Raw genomic sequence first — 19,799 nt, forward strand, 5'->3', positions numbered from 1 at the left:
TGAAAAAAGGCTGACCGCGACGGGTCAGCCTGTTAGTTAATAACGACTCTCTTGCTCCGCCTCATACTCTGAAGGCGGTTTTTTCATGACGATAGCCAAGACGATATAGATGAGGATCCCCGGTCCGCCGAACAGCGCCAGCGCAACGAAGATGATACGCATGAGTGTCACATCGACACCGAGATATTTCCCTAAGCCGGAACAGACCCCGGCAATCATTTGATCAGACGGGTCTTTATATAGTTTACGTTCCATCAAATCACATTCCTCCCTTTATCGTTGTGGCCGACGAAGCGTCGTCCGTCCTGCCGTCGCAGCCTCACCGCGACTATCAAAGTCAAGCGCCTCATTGATTGGGGTACTGCCGGACATGATTTCAATTCGGCGGCCATACAAACCGCGATTGTCGAGCGAGGCAGCAATCACTGTGGCGACATCCGTCTCAGAAATCGTCGCACCGTTCGGGTCGTTCAAGTCTTCAGACGCTTCAATCGAGCCTTTACCGGCTCCATCGACAATGGTCACTGGGCAAATGATCGTATAATTTAACCCGCTATGTTCGATATACTCATCGGCTGCGTTGTTGGCTGACAAAAAGTTAAACAATTCTTTCGGGGCGGCGTCCGGTTGATCGGCACCGTATGCGCTGAGCAAGACGACGTGACGGACACGCTCTTTCTTCGCTGCGTCGATCGCTTTCATGGCGACGCTTCGATCGAGCAGTTCGATTTCCTTACTCGACCCGTCGGCACCAGCCGTCGCGGCGATGATGACCGCGTCTTGTCCGGACGTCGCTTCGTGAATCTTCTTGTCGAGTTCTTTCTCGACATCGACAGTCAGCACGCGCGCACCCATCTTCTCGTACTCTGCTTGCAGTTCAGGATAACGAATTAAAGCGGTCACTTGGTGAGTTTTCGCCAAACTTTTCAAGACGCGTTTTCCGATCTTGCCGGTTGCTCCAATGACTAAGACTTTCATTCAAATTTCCCTCCTCAAAAGAGTAGTTCATTTGATTAAAATTCCTCTTTCGCCATGGAATCAAACCCGTTTCACAAAATTATCTGACAGTTCCCCATAACGTTAAGTCGAGCGCGTCCCGAATCGCTTGTACACTGGCCTCGTTCGGCTGATAGTAGTAGACGTTATTGATATAGGCATCCTGCCCTTCGACTTGCATCTTGTTGACGTCCGGACGAAGGAGCATCGTCAAGCCGACGGATGCCATCTGGAGCGGGTTCATCTCGAGTCCCATCTCGTCTTTCATAAAGCGGTACGTCGCAGGAATCTTCGTCCATCCCGATGGACTCGCTAGCTTGTCGGCCACAGCCGTCATCACTTCCGTTTGACGGCTCGACCTCGCCCCGTCCGTATCGGATTTCCGGTGGCGTGCATAGGTGAGAGCCATGTCGCCATCCATCGAGTAGGAGACGCCTTCCGTGTACTCATACGTTTGGTTAAACCCTTTCTCGCTGAACGAATGGGTCGCCGTCACATTGACGCCACCGACCGTGTCAATCAACTCCATGAACGTCTCGAACGTGATGACGATTTGCCCGTCGACGGACGCCTCGGTCAACCCTTCGACCGCTCCGACCGTACACGTCGCGCCACCATAGGCGAAGGCATGGGTAATCTTATCCCCTTCACGGTCCGGTTCACACGGGATTGCCGTATACGTATCGCGTGGAATCGAGACGTTTTGCACCGTCCGCGAACGGGGGACGAATTCAATCAGTTGAAGCGAATCCGTCCGAGAACCCGAGAGCGATTCACCGACCCGGGCGTCGCTGCCCATGACGAGGAACGTGAACGGATTCGTCACCATATAGCCGACAATTACCGTAACGAGCAATAAGAGAAGAGCCGCCTTCCCTTTCCAACCGCGGCGCTTCCGCTTTTCTTTCGGCGGCTGTTCCCGCGGCGGCGGTGTGTCCCGTCTCGGTTCACGGCGTTTCGCTTCAGCCGAGTGCGCTTTTTGGTCCCGCGCTTCCCGTTTGCGTTTCGAGCCTTTCCCGAGAGGCAACCGCCATTTCGGTTTCGGCGTCCGCACCGTCTTCTTTCGATCACGCCCTTGTTGATTTTTGCCTTGCTGGCTCTGATTCGGCGAGTGTCGTTCGTCTTGTGTCAAGAACGGATGCTCTGACTCCTCGGTTCGGTTTTCCGACTCTACGGGCGAATCTTCGCCTTGGTCATGACTGTCATTATCTTTATGTTGTCGCTCAGCTTCAGCCTGTTCAAGCTCAAGCTCTCGCTTCCGTCGTTCGACGCGAGACAAACGTTGCTCTTCATTCATAGTGGATACCTCTACCTTTAGATTTTCTTCTATTATTGCGGACAAATCCGCTTCTGACAACGGGTGTCGGAAAAATCCGTCTTAAGCATGAGGCCGGAGGATTGTTTCAAATGAAAACCGGGAAAGGAATATTAATTGGTGTCTGCCCATTTCAGGCAGACGGTTCGACGTCCTCTTGAAAGGAGGGAGAGCAAATGCGCATCGGGAAGCTTCGAATGTTGTTAGAGCAGTACGGTGAGGCCACGTTGCGAGACATCATCGTTGAGATGTATCGCCATACCCCAAAGCACTTGATTGAAGAGAAAGATGTTGACTTCATGCTCAGTCAATTCACACGCTATAAAGAGCAAAAGTCATCTGATGAGCGTCATTCGCTCTCACAAACCATTATTCTCGCCGAACGTTTTGTCGAACTCGCTTACGATCATTTATATGTGCTGCCGAATCAAGTCATGACCGAGCGTGATCAAAAGAACTGGTACATTCACGCGAAGAAAATCATTCGGGATTTGACATACTATGCCGAAGAAGACGCCGATGCCCGGACGATGTACGAAGAAATGTTCTTCCTCCTCTCGTCTTCCGCGGGTGAAGAGCCACTGTTCACGACGAGCGACCCGTTCCGTCTCCTGAAACTCTCCCAAACCGACATGTTGACCCAACTCATTTACTACTACCGCCTCGATGCACCGAATGCCGAAGTGTGGATTGATCGATCGCTTTACACCGCACTCCACGTTGCGAAAGACGTCGATTCGTCCCGCGTCGATTTGCTGTCGACGTTACTCGCCCATCCGTTCACCTCTACAGAGTGGTCGACGTTCCACCACCGCGTCGTCACCCTTTGCGACCGTATGTTGGCGAAAGCGGCTGACGACGAACACGCACTTGAAGACTATCAAGCCCTGAAAATGCTAGAGCTCGAGCTGCTCGTCGAGCGCGGTCACTTGTCGGAAGCAGAGCAAAAACTATTCGCCGAATATATCCCCTTCTTTTCACATCGTTCCGAACCGTTCAAAGTGTATATCGACTTGCTTGAAAGTCGCGGTCATCTCGATGAGACGAAGCGATTGCGGCGACTCGCCAAAGAGAAACGAATCCCGTTTTAGGGGTTCTTTTTTCATGCAACAAAAAAGGGGTCCGTCGACGTGAATCGACGGACCCGAATAACATGATATGAACGAGGGGTGTTCATCTGAAAAGGAGGAACGAAGTTGGTGCAGAACCTCTTTCCTACATCTTTAGTATAAAAGAAAACTGGAAACGCTTACGCTCCACATATTGCATTTTTGTGAACGTTTTCACGTTATTCGATCGCGTTGATGATCCCGAGCCCGATGACGGACAGTAAGACAATCAAGATGAAGATAAACACCATCTCATTCGGCGAGCGAAACCCCTCGTATAGTTCGACGTCGTTCTCGATAATGACGTTCTCATGAACGACGACCGGTTCTGTTTCCGCAGATGACGCGAGTGGCGCGAACACCAAGCTAACTATGACGAAACAAGCAAATACGTATCTCATTGCACACCTCTTCACGGATTCATATCCATAGTATAGCACGCCTCATAGCGAGAACGATGTAGATGGTTCTAAAGACAAATCTCACAGTTTCTTATGTTACCCATCATTTTACAATCGTGACGCTTGAAACAAAAAGTCAATTCATCCCCCATTCGGTCCTTTTGACTCATATCGATGTAGTGAAAATGACTCACCTACGTGTCTTCCTACGTTCAATTATTCATTATTTTTACATTATTACTTTCAGATGGTAGCGCTTACAATTTAAGTGTACTATACATCGAACAAGAAAGTAGGAGAGCACTTGAATTCGGAAATCATGTATTGTGAGTGGCCTAACTTATCGGCAAGGACTCGGTTTAGCGTCAAGGCGATGTACGCTCCCGGTCACGGTCCCGACTTTTTCAGCACCCCACCCCAGCATCACGTCTACGTCGCGTTAGACGGGAATACGCCGATTGCGGCACTAGCGACCGAGCGCCTCGATGACGGCACAGACCGTGTGATCCGCATCCGCCACGAAGCGTATCGAAATCGGTACGTCTTTCAAGGGTTGTTGAGTCGCCTCCTTAATCAACTGAGTAAAGAAACCACGCACGAGACGATGGTCTTATTGCAAGTCGTCCAAGACGAAGATCAAGATAAGCTAAACTTGTTCACTTCACATGGATTCGAGGCTTATCATACATCATTTAACTACGTTCTCCCGCTCATCCCATATGAAAAAGCCTCGTTCAGCGATTGGAAATTGTCAGTCGTTGACCCGAGTAACTATGCGACGTGGTTACGTCATCGAAACGAGCACGCGCTCGTCCTGTCAGATGTCTTTCCGTTGACAGAAGAGCGGTTGCGACGTTTTCTCGCACGAAACCACTATTGCTACACGCTACATCGAGCGGGCAAAGCCGTCGGAATCTTCCGAGCCCATTACAACCAAGACTATGTCAAGATTCATGAGATTCATCTCTTTGGGTCGGACGAGGTCGCACAAGATGCCATTCCGTTCCTGCAACGGGTATTTTGTCACCAGTTAAAACCTTCGATGCGTCTCCGTTTGACCGTCACATCGCTTCAACCCGAGTTACACTATGCCATCCTCAAACAGGAGATGGCGTCCAGGCAGTCGGCCTTTTATACGATGACGAACATCCTCCCTGCGCGCGCGACTCGATAAAATAAAAAAATGCCGGCCTCCGTTCTTTTCAATCGAAAAGAAACGGTTGACGGGCATTTTTCATTCCGCGGCAGTCGTCGATTCCATGGCCAACGGCGGCATCTCTTCAAACAAAGCGGTCCTCTGGCCGACGTCACGAGGGTCGAGCGCCTCGATGCGGTCGAATTGAATCTCCCGCTCGGCGACACTGAACCAATACGTGATGTGCGGCTCATCCGTGAAACGGAGGGCGTAGTTCGATCCGTTCAAATGAAAATCCACTTCCGTCGAAAGAATTTCGGCCGGGCCAATCTTTTTATGAGTCGTCAGTCGTTCGAGCACGACCTGTTCTTCATTAATGCGGTAATCGACGAATGTTGCAAGTGAGAGTCCAAACATAAATGATACTAGCGCGAATGCACTAATCAAGCCAAGGGTGATTTTCCCGTTCATTTCGCCGTCCCTCCCTCTTTTAGTATATCGGATTATCCGAAAACGTTGTGAAGTGACAATTTGTTCAACTTTCGGCACACTAGACGGAGAAGGAGGAATAACTATGCAAATTGACCACACCGGGATTGCCGTCCGTGATTTAGACGAGGCGATCACGTTTTACACGACCGTCCTCCAAGGCGAGCTCATTGACCGCTATACGAATACGGCCGTCGGCGTCGAGACGGAGATTGCCGTGATTCACGTCGGGGAAGATGTGATCGAGTTATTGTTGCCAACGAGTCCGACGAGTCCGATTGCCCGCTTTATGAAGGCGCGGGGGAAAGGCGTTCACCATATCGCTTATCGAGTCGACGACTTGGAGCAATCGATCGACGCGCTCAAACGAGACGGCATCACGTTTCTAGAGGACACGTTACGGACGACAGCAAAAGGTCGGCGCCTCATTTATATGGACCCGCGCCATTCAGGCGGTATCATCGTCGAACTATGCGACTATCCAAAAATCAAGCAGTGAGGGATTCCCTCACTGCTTGATGATTGTTTGTTCTATGATGGCCCGATTCTTCGCCTTTAAACGCTCGTTATGGGAAGACACCATCGCCGCTTTCGTCGCTTCGGGATCAATGAACGTCTTCGCGCTGTTCACGGCGTTCGCCGCGTCTTGGAATGCTCCGGCGATCAAATGAACCTTTCCGTCATGCGTCAAAATATCTCCTGCCGCATACAGCCCTGGTACAGACGATTCGCTCCGCGCGTTGCCTGACACGTAGAAGCCATCCTTCATGTCGACATGAAGCTCGCTGTCCCCTAATAACGTCGCATCCTGTTCATAGCCGTGGTTGATCACGACTTCGTCCACTTCCACGTGTTCTTTATCCCCAGTGACGCAGTTCAGGAGCTCCACCGCATGAATCATCTGCCCGTCCCGTGAGATCAAGTCGTTGATGCGAGTCGACAGACGACAGTCGACGCGCCCGCAGCGCAACTTCTCCACTTGCGACTCATGTCCTTTCAACGCCTCTTTCCGATAAGTCAAAATGACGCGTTCAGCGATCGGCTCCAGCTCATTCGCCCAATCGATGGCGCTGTTCCCACCCCCAGAGATGAGAACGGTCTTTCCTTTGAAACGCATGAGCGATTTCACTGTGTAATGAAGGTTTGACACTTCGAAGCGCTCTGCCCCACTGATTTCAATCTTTTGTGGCTGGAGAATCCCGCTTCCGGTTGCGACGATGACCGTCTTCGAGACGTGACGGCCATGCGTGCCGTCTAGAATGAAGTGACCGTCATGGTCTTTCGTCATCGCCTCTACTTTTTCTCCTAAGACGACGGTCGGATCGAACGTGAGCCCTTGCTCGACGAGCTGGTCAATCAACTTCGCCCCAGTCGTCGGTGTCACACCCCCGACATCCCAAATCATCTTTTCCGGATAGACATGAATCTTGCCCCCGAGGTGTGGTTGAAATTCAATCAGTTTCGTCTTCATCCCACGAAGGCCACTGTAAAACGCGGCGTATAGTCCCGCTGGCCCACCACCGATAATCGTCACATCGAATACGTCTTGTCCCTTCATCCCACTCAACCATCCTTCCACCTGTCCACGCTGTCATTGATTATCATTCTCATTCACTATACCGCGTATCGTACGGAAGCACAATCCGTTTTCTCTCTAAATGAAGATTGACATAAACTGAAGCGCTTGCTATAGTGAGTACGACATTGAGAATCATTATCACATTTGACGCCCCCGAGAGGAGAATTTGCATGTCACGCATACATACAACAGACATCGAGGTCGGTTACGGCGACAAGACAATCGTCAAACAGCTCAGTTTAACGATTCCAGACCGTCAAATCACGACGATTATCGGACCGAACGGTTGCGGTAAGTCGACGTTGTTGAAGGCGATGACGCGAATCCTCTCTCCTTCGAACGGGTCGGTCCATTTAGACGGCGCCGATATCGCCAAGTGCAAGACGAAAGAGATCGCCAAAAAGATGGCAATCTTGCCGCAGACCCCCGAAGGTGCAAGCGGGTTGACGGTCGGTGAACTCGTCGCGTATGGCCGCTTCCCGTACCAGTCCGGATTCGGCCGATTGACGAAACGCGACCACGAAGTCATCGATTGGGCGCTCGACGTCACCGGTACGCTCGACTATAAAGACCGGAGCGTCGACGCCTTATCTGGCGGCCAACGCCAGCGGGTATGGATTGCGATGGCGCTCGCGCAGGAGACGGATTTGATTTTCTTGGACGAACCGACGACGTATCTCGACTTGGCCCATCAACTTGAAGTGCTCGAACTGCTCGAGACGTTGAACCGCGAGCAAGGCCGTACGATTGTCATGGTCCTCCACGATTTGAATCAAGCCGCTCGGTTCGCTGACCATATCGTGGCGATGAAAGATGGCGAAGTGCTCGCGACGGGTTCTGCCGAGGAAGTCATCTGTCCGCTCGTCTTGCGCCAAGTGTTCCACATCGATGCCATCATCGGTCGCGACCCACGTACGGAGAAGCCGATGTGCCTGACGTACCATTTAATCAAAGAAGAAGCTCCTGTCGAGACTGCGGCACCACGTCCCGACTTGCTTCACGCTTGATTCCCTGCCTGTCCTCAGGCAGGGTCTTTTTGATCGGGTAGCGAACAAGTCGAAGAGAGCATATCCAACCCGCCCTTACGGTTTTTGGACAAACAGCCACGGGTATGAGTGAGAAGAGAGTGAAGGAGGAGTTGCTATGGATTGGCTCGACGGAATATTCGTCGTCACCTCGATAGCCTGGCTTTATGAGCTATGGCGTTACCGCAATCGTGACGACACGAAGGATGGACGGAGCGAACATATGAGTTTTTACGTCGTCTCGGCCGTCATGGTGATCGTGTTCGCAAGTTCGCTCGGTTACTCGATCTTGACGGATGCCCGTCAAAGCGTCCCTTTGCGCTTGATCGGACTTGCATGTTACATAGCTGGTGTCGGCCTCCGGTATTGGGGGATCACCCATTTACGACATCAGTTCACGCGCCATGTCGTCGTCCGGCCCACGGATGAGATTGTCAGCACAGGCCCGTACCGGTTTTTGCGGCATCCGCTCTATACAGGACTATTGTTCATCACGTTCGGGTTCGCGCTTACCTTCAGTTTCGTCTGGTTCGCAGTACTCGGAACGATTGCGATGGGAGCAGCGCTATTATGGCGCATTCATATCGAAGAGAAGATGTTGACCGCACATTTCGGCGATGCTTACGCCGTATGGTCGAAGTCCCGGAAACGTCTGCTTCCGTTCATCTATTAAAAAGACGCGGCCTCGCCATAGCGAGAGCCGCGTCTTCTGTTCATACTGAAAATTTCCCGAGCAATCGGACAACCATGAAACCGGCCAAAAACGAGACGATGCTTAATCCCCACATGACAGTCGTCTCCGGAAGACCTGGGAAGACGACGGCGAGCGATCCGATGACGAGCCCGAGAATAACGGAGAACGTCATACCCGGGTAGTTCGCGAGCAGATGACGGATGACTTTACTGCTGACGAGGAAGCCGACGGCGACACCGAGCCCGACAATTCCGATGACGATCACGTTCAAGTTCGACAAGGCGCTGATGACCGTCGGATAGATCCCAATCAACAACAAGACGAACGAACCACTAATACCAGGCAAGAGCATCGCCATACTGCCAAGCCAACCCGAGAAGAAGAGGAGCAGCGCCGTTCCCATCGTTACGTCAGTGATGACCGCCGTGTCCGCCGGTTTGATGACAGCCATACTCGCGACGAGAATCGTTCCGACAATCATCGCGACGATATGCACCGGTCGCATCTTCGCCCGTGACTTGAATTCAAACAACAAGAGCGGGATAATCCCTAAAATCAACCCGATGAAGAAGAACTGGGTCGGGGCATGATAATTCAACAATAAAAACTCGATGACACGGCTGAGCCCTAAAATCGCGCCTCCCATCCCTATCGCAAGCGGAATTAAGAAACCGATATGTTTTTTCCAGTGCCGGCTGAACACCCCGCTAATCGCCTCAATCAACCGGTCATAAATTCCTAAAATGACCGCAATCGTCCCGCCGCTGACGCCAGGAATCAAATCACTCGTCCCTATCGCCATGCCGCGTAATATATTTCTCCATTCCATAAAGTATAGGCTCCTTTATCCACAAGTTCGTTTCAAGCATTTAGTATAGCGGATGGCATCGACAAATGCATCGGTTTCAAGACTGAAAAAACGGACTTTCGTCCGTTTTCACAAATCCAATACCATATAATCGAATCGTCCGCCAGAAATCTCAATCTCTTTTTGTTTATAAAAACCGAGTCGTTCATAAAGGCGCGCTGCCGCAGGATTGGTCTGGTCGACGTTCAACGTGACGACCGGGATGTGTCTAGAACGGGCGTGCTGAGTGACGGAGTTGATCAGCTTTGTCCCGATCCCACGTCCCCCGAACTGTGAATCGACCGCGACCGAGTCGATGTAAAACACGTCGCCTTCTGTCTCGACGTCGAGTTCCCCTGTTTCGCCAGCTTCCATCAGCCACTGTCGAATCGGTTCGTCTAATTTCCGTGCATCCATTCCTGCATACGCGATGATAATGCCCGCGATGGTCCCTTCACTCTCCGCGACCCAAATATTTTCATAGCTCAGACGGTTCGCGGGTCGGCCAATCCACATCGCGAGCCGCTCGAGTACTTGTTCTTTCTGCTTCGTTCCGGTCAACGAATAGGCGATGTCATGGATGGCCGCATAGACGAGCGGGGCCACGTTCGTCGCATCTGCCGGTTTAGCTTGTCGAATGTTCATATTATCTCCTCCACATACCACTTTATCATACAGTGAAAAAGAGTGGGTTTGTCAACGAGCGAACTGTGGGATGATACAAACAGAAGGGAGGAAGATCTATGAAAGCAATCATCACAGGAATGAACGGGACGGTCGCACCTGTCGTCGCCACGACACTCGAACGACACGGGATTGAACCAATTGCGTGGGACCGTTCAAAAGTCTCCATCGAAAAAGAATCAGATATGCGCGCCTTTATCGAATCGGTCCAGCCTGACTATTTTCTTCACATCGGGATGGGACCCGTCGAATCAGCGGCGAATCTCGCCCGACTGTGCGGGGAATACGATATCCCATTTTTGTTCACGAGCACCGTCTCCGTCTTCTCGGACAACGTGACAGGACCCATCACACCTGACACCCGGCCCGACGCCGAAGATGAATACGGATCGTATAAACGGGCGTGCGAGCAAGCGATCGCCCGAGCCAACCCTGGTGCTCAAATCGTTCGGCTCGGATGGCAAATCGGGGACCGCCCCGGCTCGAACAACATGATGGATTTTTTCGAGAAGGAAATGGAACAAAAAGGCGTCATCGTCGCCAGTACGCACTGGTATCCGTCTTGCTCGTTTTTACAAGATACGGCCGACGCGCTGTTCGACATCCTGACGAAACGAGGTCCCGGCATGTATCAATTGAACGGGAACACGAGCCACTCGCTCTATGATATCGCCTCCGCTCTCGCTGAACGACATGACAGGCCATGGCGCATCGAACGCGCGGATGAACCGAAGCGTGATAATCGCATGGTCGACACCAATTGCCGCATCGCACCAATTACAAATCGCTTGGCGCTTCACACAAAATGAACCACCCATCCCGGGTGGTTCATTTTCATGCGCGTCGTTCGATATCGGTCAAGACGAGCCTGCTCTTCGGAAGGCTCGGCAAGTCGACAAGGCTGTAACTGAAGTCTTGCGGCGGGACGTCATAGCGATAGCGGTTCAAGAATACGTCAACCGTCTCTTTCATAATGGCGATGGTGACGTGCTCTCCGGCACAGCGATGTCCGAAATCGACGTCTCCCCCACCTTGTGGGATGAACGTGAACGGACTCTCTGTCCAATCGACGAACCGTTCTGGATTGAATTGGCCCGGTTCGTCCCAATGCGCCGGATCGTGATTCGTCCCGTACAAGTCGAGTAAGACGAGCGTCCCTGCTTCGAATCTGTACCCTTCCCACTCGAAATCGTGCTTGACCCGGGCTGCCGTCACCGGGAAGAACGGATAAAAGCGGCGAACTTCCTGAACGAACGCCGTCGCGTCGACTGTCCCGTTTGCCAGTTTCGTTCGCGCTTCATCAAATTGATGCAAGGCGAGCACCGTGAAGAGGACATAGATCGACACTGCGACGGTCGGTCGCAAAATATTGATCACTTCGACAGCCACGACGTCTGCCGGTAACAGTTCACCGGATTCGTCACGATGCCAAGCGAACTCATACAAAGCTGTCTTCTCGTTCGGCAACAAGCGCTTCGTCCGTACCTCCTCGACCATCGAGCTGATCCATGCCTCAGCCGAAGCTCGTGCTTTACGGCCAAGGATGTGCTTCGGTCCGAGTGCTGTGCCCGATTCGAACAAGAGACGCATCTCGTCGGTACGCTTGTCAACCTCTGACTCAGCGAATGGTACACCGGCCCATTCGCAGACGGCGCGCATGAGCACGCGTTGTGCCGTCTCATAAAGGACGGTCTCCCCATCGGCTTGATTGAGTTCCTTTTCCCATTCACGCCCGACGATTCGCGTCAGGCGATTAACATTTTCTGGAAACATGAGCGACATGAACATCCGTTTCCGATGCGTATGGGCAGAACCGTCTAACGTCTGTACGCCGGTCTCACCGAACAGCGTCTTCAAGAGCCGTTTCGGGGCCGCATCTTGCCGGACGAAGCGGTCGGCATCGTAAAATAGAGCCGCTCCTTCCTCTCCGCCGAGACAAATCGCACGTTCCCCTAACAGCCGCGTCTCAAAGATATTCGATTGAAAGCTCGTCCGTCGATTCGGGACAAACTGATATCCCTCCCTTAAAAAATCGAGGCTGTGATCGAGACCTTGTTCTTTCGGTATCGGTTTCGTCATCTCCTTCATCCTTTCTTCGCTAGACTATAGAGGATGTTCCCTCCTCTGTCACGAACAAACCTAATACAGAAAGGAGTGGGGATATGCTTTCGTTCTTCTTGACGTTTCGCCGCATGTTCCGAGGAATTTGGCGCGGGCTGAAAGAGCCTGAATTCCAGGTGTTGTTCAGTCTCGCCTTCCTCACCATTTTGTCCGGCACGTTATTTTACGCCCGCTACGAAGAGTTACGATGGCTTGATTCGCTCTACTTCAGCGTCATCACGCTGACGACGATTGGCTATGGTGATTTCGTCCCGTCGACAGACCTCGGGAAAGCGTTCACGATTGGTTACGTCATTACGGGTACCGGCATCATGGTCGGGTTCGTCACCCAAGTGTTCAACCATTTACAACAAGCCCGACTCGAAGAAGTGAAAAAGAAAAGAACGCCACCTCCGGAATAAGCGAGGTGGCGTTTTGGCGTCATGACGCCTTTCGATTACGGTTCTCGAGCGCGAGTTGCTGGTTGAAACGCTTCGTCTCAGCGATGACGACCCCTGACAAGAACAAGAGGCCAATCAAGTTCGGAATGGCCATCAAGCCGTTGAACACGTCCGAGAGCGCCCATACCAAGTTCAAGTTCGTCGTCATCGCGCCAAGTCCTGCGACGAGGACGAAGGCGATGCGATACGGAATAATCGACTTTTGTCCAAACAAGTAGTGAATCGAGCGTTCCCCATAATACGACCACCCGAGTACGGTCGAATACGCGAACATAACGAGCCCAATCGTGACGACGTAACGGCCGAACGGCCCGAGGAACTGTTCAAACGTGGCCGCCGTCAAATCGACGCCTTCAAGCCCTGAACCGATCTGTCCGCCCATGACGAGGGTGATCCCCGTGATTGAACAGACGATGAGCGTGTCGAGGAAGACTTGCGTCATCGAGACGAGCGCTTGTCTGCCCGGCATATCTGTTTTCGCAGCGGCTGCCGCGATCGGAGCCGAACCGAGACCGGCTTCGTTCGAGAACACGCCGCGGGCGACACCGTAACGGATCGCCGCACCGATGGCCCCACCACCGATTGCTTCGGCACTGAACGTGCTGCTGAAGATGAGCGCAATCGCATCCGGGATGAGCGTGTAGTTCATGACCATGATGATGAGCCCACTACCGAGATAGAAGATGATCATGATCGGAACGAAATAACTGACGACGCGTCCAATCGATTTGACGCCGCCAAGGATGACGGCACCCGTGAACACCATCACCAAAATACCGGATACATAGAGCGGAACGTCAAACGTCGACTTGAGCGCGAGCGCAACCGAGTTCGTCTGGACCCCGTTCCCAATCCCAAACGCGGCAAGCGAGGCGAACGCCGCGAACAATACGGCGAGCCAGCGCTGCTTTAAACCGCGCTCCAAATAATACATCGGCCCACCAGCCATCTGTCCCCGCTCATCCGTCACTCGATATTTGACGGCGAGTACGGCTTCGGCATACTTTGTTGCCATCCCAAAGAACCCGGACAGCCACATCCAGACAATCGCGCCCGGTCCCCCGAGCACGACAGCCGTGGCGACACCGACGATATTCCCCGTACCGACGGTCGCCGCGAGGGCAGTCATGAGTGCTTGGAAGTGACTAATGTCCCCTCGTGACGTCTTGTCTTGGTTTTTCGAGAAGGCGAGCTTTAATGCGTAAGGCAGTTTTGTGATTTGAAGGCCACCTAACCGTACTGTCAAATAAACGCCTGTCCCCACAAGCAAAATCAACAGCGGTGGTCCCCACACAAAGTCTGAAATCGTACCGATCAGTTCACTGAACGATTGACTCATGCTGAAGTCCCCTTTCCCCTTATGTAATTGTACTTCTCTATTTTTTCAGAATACTTGGAACATTGTCAAAAGTATTGTAATAAAACAAAAGTCCGTTCATGAATCTGTACCTAAAACAGCGAGACGTCGATTAGACATCTCGCTGTGAAGGTGGCTTCTCTCGTTGTAATGGCGCGCTCCAGTCAAACTCGTCCGGCACATAGTCGAGTCCGCCTGCATGGAACGGTTGGCAACGCAACAAACGTCGTGCGGTCAAATAGCCGCCCTTGACCGCCCCGTGCTTTTCAATCGCTTCAATCCCATAATGAGAGCATGTCGGATAAAATCGGCACGTCGGTGGTTTCAATGGAGAGATGACACGTTGATACCCTTTTATGCCACGCACAAGAATTCGTTTCATAAAAATCGCCTCGTTCGAATAGATTACTGCCATCATATCTCGTCGAATGAATTCTGTCACTTTCACTGTCCGATGTTGGATGTGAAGAAGCGGTTACATTATTTCCTTTTTTTACAATTCGAGCATAGAAGGGGATATTCGGCTTAACATTTGTTATGATAAGCACCATGTACAAGACCGAATCTAACAGAAGAGGTGACGAAATATGAAATTATTAATGGTAGGAGCCGGTTCGATGAGCGAGGCGCTCGTCCGCGGTTGGATTGACGCCGGTCTTTCGCCGGAGACGATCACGATGACGAATCGAAGTGACCGGGCTCGATTGGACCAACTGCACAACGAACTCGGCGTCCGAATCGTGGACGAAGAAGACGTGAACGCATACGATATCGTCGTACTCGCGATGCAACCAGATGGCGTGCTCCCATATGTACGTTCGAAGACGTGGACGAAGCCGCTCCTCATCTCTGTCGCGGCTCATATCGAGCCGGCAGAACTCGAGGCCGCTTCAGGACTTCCAGCTGTCTGTGCGATGCCGAACACCCCAGTCGCCTTCCGTGACGGGATGACGGGCCTTTGGTTCGGACCAGAGACAGACGAGTCTGTTCGCGCGACAGCGACCGCACTATTTGAACGCGTCGGCCGAACCGCCGTGACGGACGCGAAAACGATGTCCGCCTTCATGGCTGCCGCCGGCTGCAGCCCAGCGTTCTTCTATGAAATCGTCAGATCGATGACACCGGTCTTGACCGATGCCGGATTTGACGAGGCGACAGCCCGACAAATCGTCGCCCAAGCGATGAAAGGATCGGCCGAACTCCTGTTGCACGAGACGCGTCCGACTGACGCCTTAATCTCGGACGTGGCCGCGCCAGGAGGCCCGACCGACCGCGGTGTCGGCGTCTTGCGCGATCGTGACTTATCCGACGTCATGTCCGCTGCGCTCCGCGAAAGCGCGAAAGAAGACGTCGAACAACACCAATCATGACAAAAGGTCCGAAACGGTTGTATCACCGTTTCGGACCTTTTCTTATGAGAGCATATGTAAGATGGAAACGATGAGTGCCACGACCAATATACCCGGTAGGAGGTTGGCGACCCGGATGCGCGTGATACCCGCCAAGTTCAAGCCGATGGCCACAATCATGACCCCTCCAGTGGCCGTCATCTCAAGAATAAAGCTATCCATGAGCGATTCGGGCACAACTTTCATAATTTGAATCGCCAACAAGGCGATCGCACCTTGATACAGCAAGACCGGGACGGCCGAAAACATGACCCCGATCCCGAGCGAGGAAGCGAGGACGAGCGCGGTAAACCCGTCAATCAACCCTTTCGTATACAACACGTCGTGGTCGCCACGTAAGCCGCTGTCGAGCGCCCCGATGACAGCCATCGCCCCAATGACAAAAATGAGCGTCGCCGTGATAAAACCTTCGGCAATGCTCGACTTACTCTTTCCACCGATGCGCCGTTCCAATTGGTAGCCGACCTCATTCAATTTCTCGTCGAGTTTCCACCATTCCCCTAGCGCCGCCCCGGCGACAAGACTACCGATCACAATCAAGAAATTCTCGCTTTTTAGACCCATCTGCACACCGAGCACGACGACCGCAAGCCCGATTGCCGCCGTGACCGTCTCTTTCATCCGCTCGGGGATTCGATGGAACAAAAGGCCGAGCAACGTCCCGACGACGATGAGCGCCGCGTTGACGATGGTCCCTAACAACACCATCTCGTATCCCCCGTTTCTATATGTATTGAAAGCAATATACCAATCCGTTCCATTGGATGTCAATTGAAAAAAGAACAAAAAAAGAGCCACTTCTCGCAAGAAGTGGCTTCGCGGAAACCCATGTTCCGGTGGGTTTCGCATCGGGTTTGGCACCCAAGTGATTCTGACTGGGCTCGAACCAGCGACCTCTACCCTGTCAAGGTAGCGCTCTCCCAGCTGAGCTACAGAATCAGGTCGTGTCCTCTCTTAAGGACACTATTAATATATCAAGAAACTAATGCCTTGGCAACCGTTTTTTAAAAGTTTTTTTATTTTTTTAACGCGACATTTCCTGACGTTGAATGTGACGGCAAAGCCGTTCTAAATCACCAGCATATACCGATACGAGCATTCCCTCGTATTCCGTATCTCGATCCCAATGAAGTCCGTTCGCTTTCGCTACACGTTGTGATGGCACATTGTCCGGATGGATGAGCGAGATAATGTCTTTCTCCCCTTCCTCGAACGCATATTGCATGAGCCGAGCCGCCGCCTCGCGACCGTAACCCATATGCCAATGCTTCGGTGCGAGCCAATAGCCGACCTCAAGTTCGATTTTGCCGTCAAGCTCGTGTAACAACGTCCCGGCATGGCCAATCGGTTCGTCGCTCTCGAACGTCATCAATTTGAGTAACCCGGTCTGTCGTCCTGTCTTGTAGCGCGAAAGCTGTCGCTCGAACCATTCAATCGTCTGCTCATCCGTGAACGGTTTTCCGTCCGGGCTGATGAACCGCATCACCCGCGGGTCTTGTAGCAGCGATTTGACGAAATAAAAATCGGCAATCGTATATGGTTCAAGCCGTAAGCGCTCAGAGTGTAACTCGACATGCTTCATCGTTCCCGCCCCTTTCATTCACAGTCTTTACTCATTAATTCCCGTTATGAGGCAGGTTGAATCCTAGTTAAGCGATGACTTTCAATCCGACGACACTCCCGATGATGAGCGTCAAAAAGAAGATACGCCACCGGTCGGTCGATTCATTCAAGTAAAGCATGCCGAGAATGACGCCTCCGGCCGCCCCAATCCCGACCCAAATCGAGTAGGCGAGTCCAAGCGGCAACGTCTCGAGCGAGCGGGATAACAAATAAAAACTGAGCGCGAACGTCACAATCGACAAGATTGACCATTTCAAAATTTGATAGCCTTTTGACTTCCCCATGAAAAAGACGGCAATCATCTCGGCCAGTCCCGCCCCAATTAAAAATGCCCAACTCATGCTGTCTCTCCTCCTGTCACTTGTTTCAACCCGATCACACCGATTAACAGTGTGCCGATAAAGACGAGCTTCATGCCGGTGAGCACCTCGTCAAACAAAATATTCCCGACGATGACCGTCCCGACAGCGCCGATCCCGGTAAAGACGGCATAGCCCGTCCCGGCCGGCAAGACGCGGAACGACAACGCCAATAAACCGAAGCTGACGATTAACAAGACGATTGTAACCAAGGTCGGGCCGAGCACAGTGAACCCGTTCGATAGTTTCATCGTCGTCGCCCACACAATCTCGAGCAGACCGGCGAGGACGAGCCACATCCATGCAAGTTGATCACGTTTCATGTCCATCCAATTCCTTTCTTAAAGATTTTGAAGGCAGCGCGTTGACGCTCGGAACGGTTCGTCTCGAACGTAAAGAGCGAGATGAGCGCGCCATCCAAAAAGCAATAATAAGCGTCATACACATCGTCAAGCGACTGCTCGGGCAACGCACCCTGCTCCATCGCAAGGCGGAACTGTTCTTTCTCAAACGCCTGCAGTTCAGTCTCCACGTCTCCGAGCGTTGACTCGATAAACGGTCTCAGTTCCGGTGGTGGGACGAGTAGCATCCGCTTCGTCAACATCCATGTCTCTTCTTCCCCAAAGAAACGGATCAGCGCTTGCACAATCGTCTCGATTCGTTCGAGCGGCGGGGCGTCGTAAGATTCGTCCCGTGCTACTTTCCAAACGTCATCGTACCGTGCTGCCATCGCTTCGACGACTTGCTTGAACAATTGCTCTTTTCCGTCAATATGGGCATAGAGTGACGCTTTTTTAATTCCCACGTCCTCGGCGAGTGCGGCGAGCGAGAGCCCCTCATATCCCTCTAACGCAAAACGGCGCGTCGCCGCTTGCTCAATTCGTTGTTTCGTATTCATGTCTATTCGGCCTCCTAACTGCTCCCTCCACTTTACCTAACGAACGATAGGTAGTCAAGTGTGAGGATTGAACTTCCGTCTAAACAACGTCACAATCAATTTAGATAAGTGGAAAGGAAGCGTGTATATGATTGAACAGTTCAGCTTTAACTTGCCGAGCGACCGAACCGGTCAAAAACGACTTGTATCCGTCTTTCGTCCTGATTTCGTGGCGAACGACGTCCTGTTGCCCGTCCTCTATATGCATGACGGACAAAACGTCTTCCACCATGATACGAGAGCGAGCTGGGGCATCGATCGATTGATCGAGACGTCCCGATTGCCGCTCATGGTCGTCGCCATCGCCAGCCCGCCGGATTGGCTCGACCGTTATGACGACTACTCTTTTTTTGAAGACGAGATGCTGGTTCGGCGCATCGGGCCGGAGCTCGCGAAGACGAGGCCGACGCTCGGCGGAAAGGGGCGAGGCTATACCGACTGGCTCATGAACGAGTTGAAACCGTGGATTGATGTGCGCTATGCGACAGACGTGGACGATGTCGGCGTGATGGGCAGCTCGATGGGCGGCGTCATTTCACTCTATATGATGGCGACGTATCCTTCGATTCGCCGTGTCGGTTCGTTATCGACGGCGGCCTGGTCGAACCTGGACCCGCTCATTCGGGAGCTGAAACAAGCGAATCTGTCGGCACGGCTTTACATGGATCTCGGGACGGACGAGACGAGCGGCCCGTTCACGCCCGATGACTATTTGTATACGAACGCCAAATTGGTCGAAACGATCGCGAGAACCGGGATCATGTTCCGTTATGAAGTCGAACCAGAGGGCATCCATCACGAGTCGGCGTGGCGCCGGCGCTTACCGAACGCGCTCGCCTATTTGTACGACCATGACTAAAAAGGGAGGCAGCTTCTGCTGTCTCCCTTTTATCCACCCCCGTGATGTTCAGCCAAATAGAACGGCCCGACTTTCCGGACGAAATAGCTCTCGAGCCGACCTTGTGTCGCGCGCTCGACTGGCGGATTGGTCAGTGTATAAATTTTCCCGTTCCGCTCTTCGAAATCTTTTTGCTCTAGTTCGTTACGGGCATCATCCTCTGTAATCGGCGACGTGAGTGCCGCAATGGGATGACCCATCAGACAGACATACGTCCGGAGGGCCGCTTGCGGCGTCGCGTGCAATGCAAGCAAGACGAGACAAGTCACGCCGATCGAGAGCAATCCTTTTTTCACGCTCATTTCCCCTTTACACATTCGTTCCTGAATCATTCGAGCCCCCTATGCCTTTTCCCTTCACACCAAAAGAGACGAACCCGCA

At 52.5% G+C, this 19,799-nt stretch carries 26 protein-coding genes and 1 tRNA gene; 9 read left to right on the forward strand and 18 right to left on the reverse strand.

Annotation, left to right across the window (positions count from 1 at the left end; genetic code table 11):
* Positions 1–36: 36 nt before the first annotated feature.
* From DI14_RS06775 to DI14_RS06785, 3 genes are all read right to left on the reverse strand, one after another.
* The gene (locus DI14_RS06775) at positions 37–255 is read right to left on the reverse strand and encodes a PspC domain-containing protein (protein WP_034806882.1); all 219 of its coding nucleotides are present in this window, start codon (positions 253–255) and stop codon (positions 37–39) included.
* A gap of 18 nt (positions 256–273) precedes the next feature.
* Complete coding sequence (locus DI14_RS06780) at positions 274–978, reverse strand: NAD(P)-binding oxidoreductase (protein ID WP_034806883.1); 705 nt, start codon at positions 976–978, stop codon at positions 274–276.
* 79 nt (positions 979–1,057) lie between these two features.
* Positions 1,058–2,293 (reverse strand): LCP family protein, encoded by a 1,236-nt coding sequence (locus DI14_RS06785; RefSeq protein ID WP_034806885.1) that lies wholly within the window; start codon positions 2,291–2,293, stop codon positions 1,058–1,060.
* Positions 2,294–2,487: 194 nt separating this feature from the next.
* Here DI14_RS06785 and DI14_RS06790 point away from each other — a divergent pair, with 194 nt between their 5' ends.
* Entirely contained in the window at positions 2,488–3,402 is a 915-nt protein-coding gene (locus tag DI14_RS06790; protein ID WP_034806887.1) for a hypothetical protein, read from the forward strand.
* 197 nt (positions 3,403–3,599) lie between these two features.
* Here DI14_RS06790 and DI14_RS06795 read toward each other — a convergent pair whose 3' ends face one another.
* Complete coding sequence (locus DI14_RS06795) at positions 3,600–3,821, reverse strand: hypothetical protein (RefSeq protein ID WP_034806888.1); 222 nt, start codon at positions 3,819–3,821, stop codon at positions 3,600–3,602.
* Between the two features lie 304 nt (positions 3,822–4,125).
* On the opposite strand from DI14_RS06795, the gene DI14_RS06800 reads away from it, so the two are divergent.
* A complete protein-coding gene (locus DI14_RS06800) occupies positions 4,126–4,995 on the forward strand; it encodes a GNAT family N-acetyltransferase (RefSeq protein WP_034806890.1) in 870 nt (289 codons plus the stop codon).
* 60 nt (positions 4,996–5,055) lie between these two features.
* Here the strand turns inward: DI14_RS06800 and DI14_RS06805 are convergent, their stop codons facing one another.
* The gene (locus DI14_RS06805) at positions 5,056–5,427 is read right to left on the reverse strand and encodes a hypothetical protein (protein WP_034806892.1); all 372 of its coding nucleotides are present in this window, start codon (positions 5,425–5,427) and stop codon (positions 5,056–5,058) included.
* A 103-nt stretch (positions 5,428–5,530) separates the two neighbouring features.
* Between DI14_RS06805 and DI14_RS06810 the strand changes: the two genes are divergently transcribed.
* Positions 5,531–5,944: a VOC family protein gene (locus DI14_RS06810; protein ID WP_034806894.1), complete on the forward strand. Its 414-nt coding sequence runs from the start codon at positions 5,531–5,533 to the stop codon at positions 5,942–5,944.
* A gap of 9 nt (positions 5,945–5,953) precedes the next feature.
* Here the strand turns inward: DI14_RS06810 and DI14_RS06815 are convergent, their stop codons facing one another.
* Positions 5,954–7,003 carry an NAD(P)/FAD-dependent oxidoreductase gene (locus DI14_RS06815; RefSeq protein ID WP_034806896.1) on the reverse strand — a complete coding sequence of 350 codons (1,050 nt, stop codon included), beginning with the start codon at positions 7,001–7,003 and terminating at the stop codon, positions 5,954–5,956.
* 191 nt (positions 7,004–7,194) lie between these two features.
* On the opposite strand from DI14_RS06815, the gene DI14_RS06820 reads away from it, so the two are divergent.
* A complete protein-coding gene (locus DI14_RS06820) occupies positions 7,195–8,031 on the forward strand; it encodes an ABC transporter ATP-binding protein (RefSeq protein WP_034806898.1) in 837 nt (278 codons plus the stop codon).
* Positions 8,032–8,167: 136 nt separating this feature from the next.
* Positions 8,168–8,722 carry an isoprenylcysteine carboxylmethyltransferase family protein gene (locus DI14_RS06825; RefSeq protein WP_034806900.1) on the forward strand — a complete coding sequence of 185 codons (555 nt, stop codon included), beginning with the start codon at positions 8,168–8,170 and terminating at the stop codon, positions 8,720–8,722.
* 40 nt (positions 8,723–8,762) lie between these two features.
* Here the strand turns inward: DI14_RS06825 and DI14_RS06830 are convergent, their stop codons facing one another.
* Both DI14_RS06830 and DI14_RS06835 read right to left on the reverse strand, forming a co-directional pair.
* The gene (locus DI14_RS06830) at positions 8,763–9,572 is read right to left on the reverse strand and encodes a DUF368 domain-containing protein (protein ID WP_034806902.1); all 810 of its coding nucleotides are present in this window, start codon (positions 9,570–9,572) and stop codon (positions 8,763–8,765) included.
* 108 nt (positions 9,573–9,680) lie between these two features.
* Positions 9,681–10,235, reverse strand: a complete 555-nt coding sequence (locus tag DI14_RS06835) for a GNAT family N-acetyltransferase (RefSeq protein WP_034806904.1) — start codon at positions 10,233–10,235, stop codon at positions 9,681–9,683.
* A gap of 98 nt (positions 10,236–10,333) precedes the next feature.
* Here DI14_RS06835 and DI14_RS06840 point away from each other — a divergent pair, with 98 nt between their 5' ends.
* Positions 10,334–11,083 (forward strand): sugar nucleotide-binding protein, encoded by a 750-nt coding sequence (locus DI14_RS06840; protein WP_034806906.1) that lies wholly within the window; start codon positions 10,334–10,336, stop codon positions 11,081–11,083.
* A 25-nt stretch (positions 11,084–11,108) separates the two neighbouring features.
* Here DI14_RS06840 and DI14_RS06845 read toward each other — a convergent pair whose 3' ends face one another.
* Positions 11,109–12,353 carry a cytochrome P450 gene (locus DI14_RS06845; protein ID WP_034806923.1) on the reverse strand — a complete coding sequence of 415 codons (1,245 nt, stop codon included), beginning with the start codon at positions 12,351–12,353 and terminating at the stop codon, positions 11,109–11,111.
* An 83-nt stretch (positions 12,354–12,436) separates the two neighbouring features.
* Here DI14_RS06845 and DI14_RS06850 point away from each other — a divergent pair, with 83 nt between their 5' ends.
* Positions 12,437–12,796 (forward strand): potassium channel family protein, encoded by a 360-nt coding sequence (locus tag DI14_RS06850; protein ID WP_034806908.1) that lies wholly within the window; start codon positions 12,437–12,439, stop codon positions 12,794–12,796.
* 19 nt (positions 12,797–12,815) lie between these two features.
* Here the strand turns inward: DI14_RS06850 and DI14_RS06855 are convergent, their stop codons facing one another.
* Both DI14_RS06855 and yidD read right to left on the reverse strand, forming a co-directional pair.
* Complete coding sequence (locus DI14_RS06855) at positions 12,816–14,174, reverse strand: sodium:alanine symporter family protein (protein WP_034806910.1); 1,359 nt, start codon at positions 14,172–14,174, stop codon at positions 12,816–12,818.
* Positions 14,175–14,304: 130 nt separating this feature from the next.
* Positions 14,305–14,574 (reverse strand): membrane protein insertion efficiency factor YidD, encoded by a 270-nt coding sequence (yidD, locus tag DI14_RS06860; RefSeq protein ID WP_034806912.1) that lies wholly within the window; start codon positions 14,572–14,574, stop codon positions 14,305–14,307.
* A gap of 205 nt (positions 14,575–14,779) precedes the next feature.
* Here yidD and DI14_RS06865 point away from each other — a divergent pair, with 205 nt between their 5' ends.
* Positions 14,780–15,562, forward strand: a complete 783-nt coding sequence (locus DI14_RS06865; protein WP_034806914.1) for a pyrroline-5-carboxylate reductase — start codon at positions 14,780–14,782, stop codon at positions 15,560–15,562.
* A 42-nt stretch (positions 15,563–15,604) separates the two neighbouring features.
* Here the strand turns inward: DI14_RS06865 and DI14_RS06870 are convergent, their stop codons facing one another.
* The 6 genes from DI14_RS06870 to DI14_RS06895 all read right to left on the reverse strand — a co-directional run bounded on the left by DI14_RS06870 (position 15,605) and on the right by DI14_RS06895 (position 18,481).
* Positions 15,605–16,309, reverse strand: coding sequence for a DUF554 domain-containing protein (locus tag DI14_RS06870; RefSeq protein ID WP_034806915.1), 705 nt, complete (start codon positions 16,307–16,309; stop codon positions 15,605–15,607).
* Positions 16,310–16,467: 158 nt separating this feature from the next.
* Positions 16,468–16,540, reverse strand: a tRNA-Val gene (locus tag DI14_RS06875).
* Between the two features lie 85 nt (positions 16,541–16,625).
* A complete protein-coding gene (locus DI14_RS06880) occupies positions 16,626–17,183 on the reverse strand; it encodes a GNAT family N-acetyltransferase (protein ID WP_034806917.1) in 558 nt (185 codons plus the stop codon).
* A 67-nt stretch (positions 17,184–17,250) separates the two neighbouring features.
* Positions 17,251–17,565 carry a multidrug efflux SMR transporter gene (locus tag DI14_RS06885; protein WP_024371711.1) on the reverse strand — a complete coding sequence of 105 codons (315 nt, stop codon included), beginning with the start codon at positions 17,563–17,565 and terminating at the stop codon, positions 17,251–17,253.
* Entirely contained in the window at positions 17,562–17,912 is a 351-nt protein-coding gene (locus DI14_RS06890; protein WP_081825844.1) for a multidrug efflux SMR transporter, read from the reverse strand. The genes DI14_RS06885 and DI14_RS06890 overlap by 4 nt, the downstream gene beginning before the upstream one ends.
* Positions 17,903–18,481 carry a TetR/AcrR family transcriptional regulator gene (locus DI14_RS06895; protein ID WP_034806919.1) on the reverse strand — a complete coding sequence of 193 codons (579 nt, stop codon included), beginning with the start codon at positions 18,479–18,481 and terminating at the stop codon, positions 17,903–17,905. Before DI14_RS06895 ends, DI14_RS06890 begins: the two co-directional genes overlap by 10 nt.
* 127 nt (positions 18,482–18,608) lie before the next feature.
* On the opposite strand from DI14_RS06895, the gene DI14_RS06900 reads away from it, so the two are divergent.
* The gene (locus DI14_RS06900; protein WP_051622633.1) at positions 18,609–19,379 is read left to right on the forward strand and encodes an alpha/beta hydrolase; all 771 of its coding nucleotides are present in this window, start codon (positions 18,609–18,611) and stop codon (positions 19,377–19,379) included.
* 29 nt (positions 19,380–19,408) lie between these two features.
* Here the strand turns inward: DI14_RS06900 and DI14_RS06905 are convergent, their stop codons facing one another.
* Complete coding sequence (locus DI14_RS06905; protein ID WP_034806921.1) at positions 19,409–19,750, reverse strand: hypothetical protein; 342 nt, start codon at positions 19,748–19,750, stop codon at positions 19,409–19,411.
* Positions 19,751–19,799: the final 49 nt, after the last annotated feature.

This window comes from Exiguobacterium sp. AB2, from assembly GCF_000696055.1.
Lineage (GTDB): Bacteria > Bacillota > Bacilli > Exiguobacteriales > Exiguobacteriaceae > Exiguobacterium > Exiguobacterium alkaliphilum.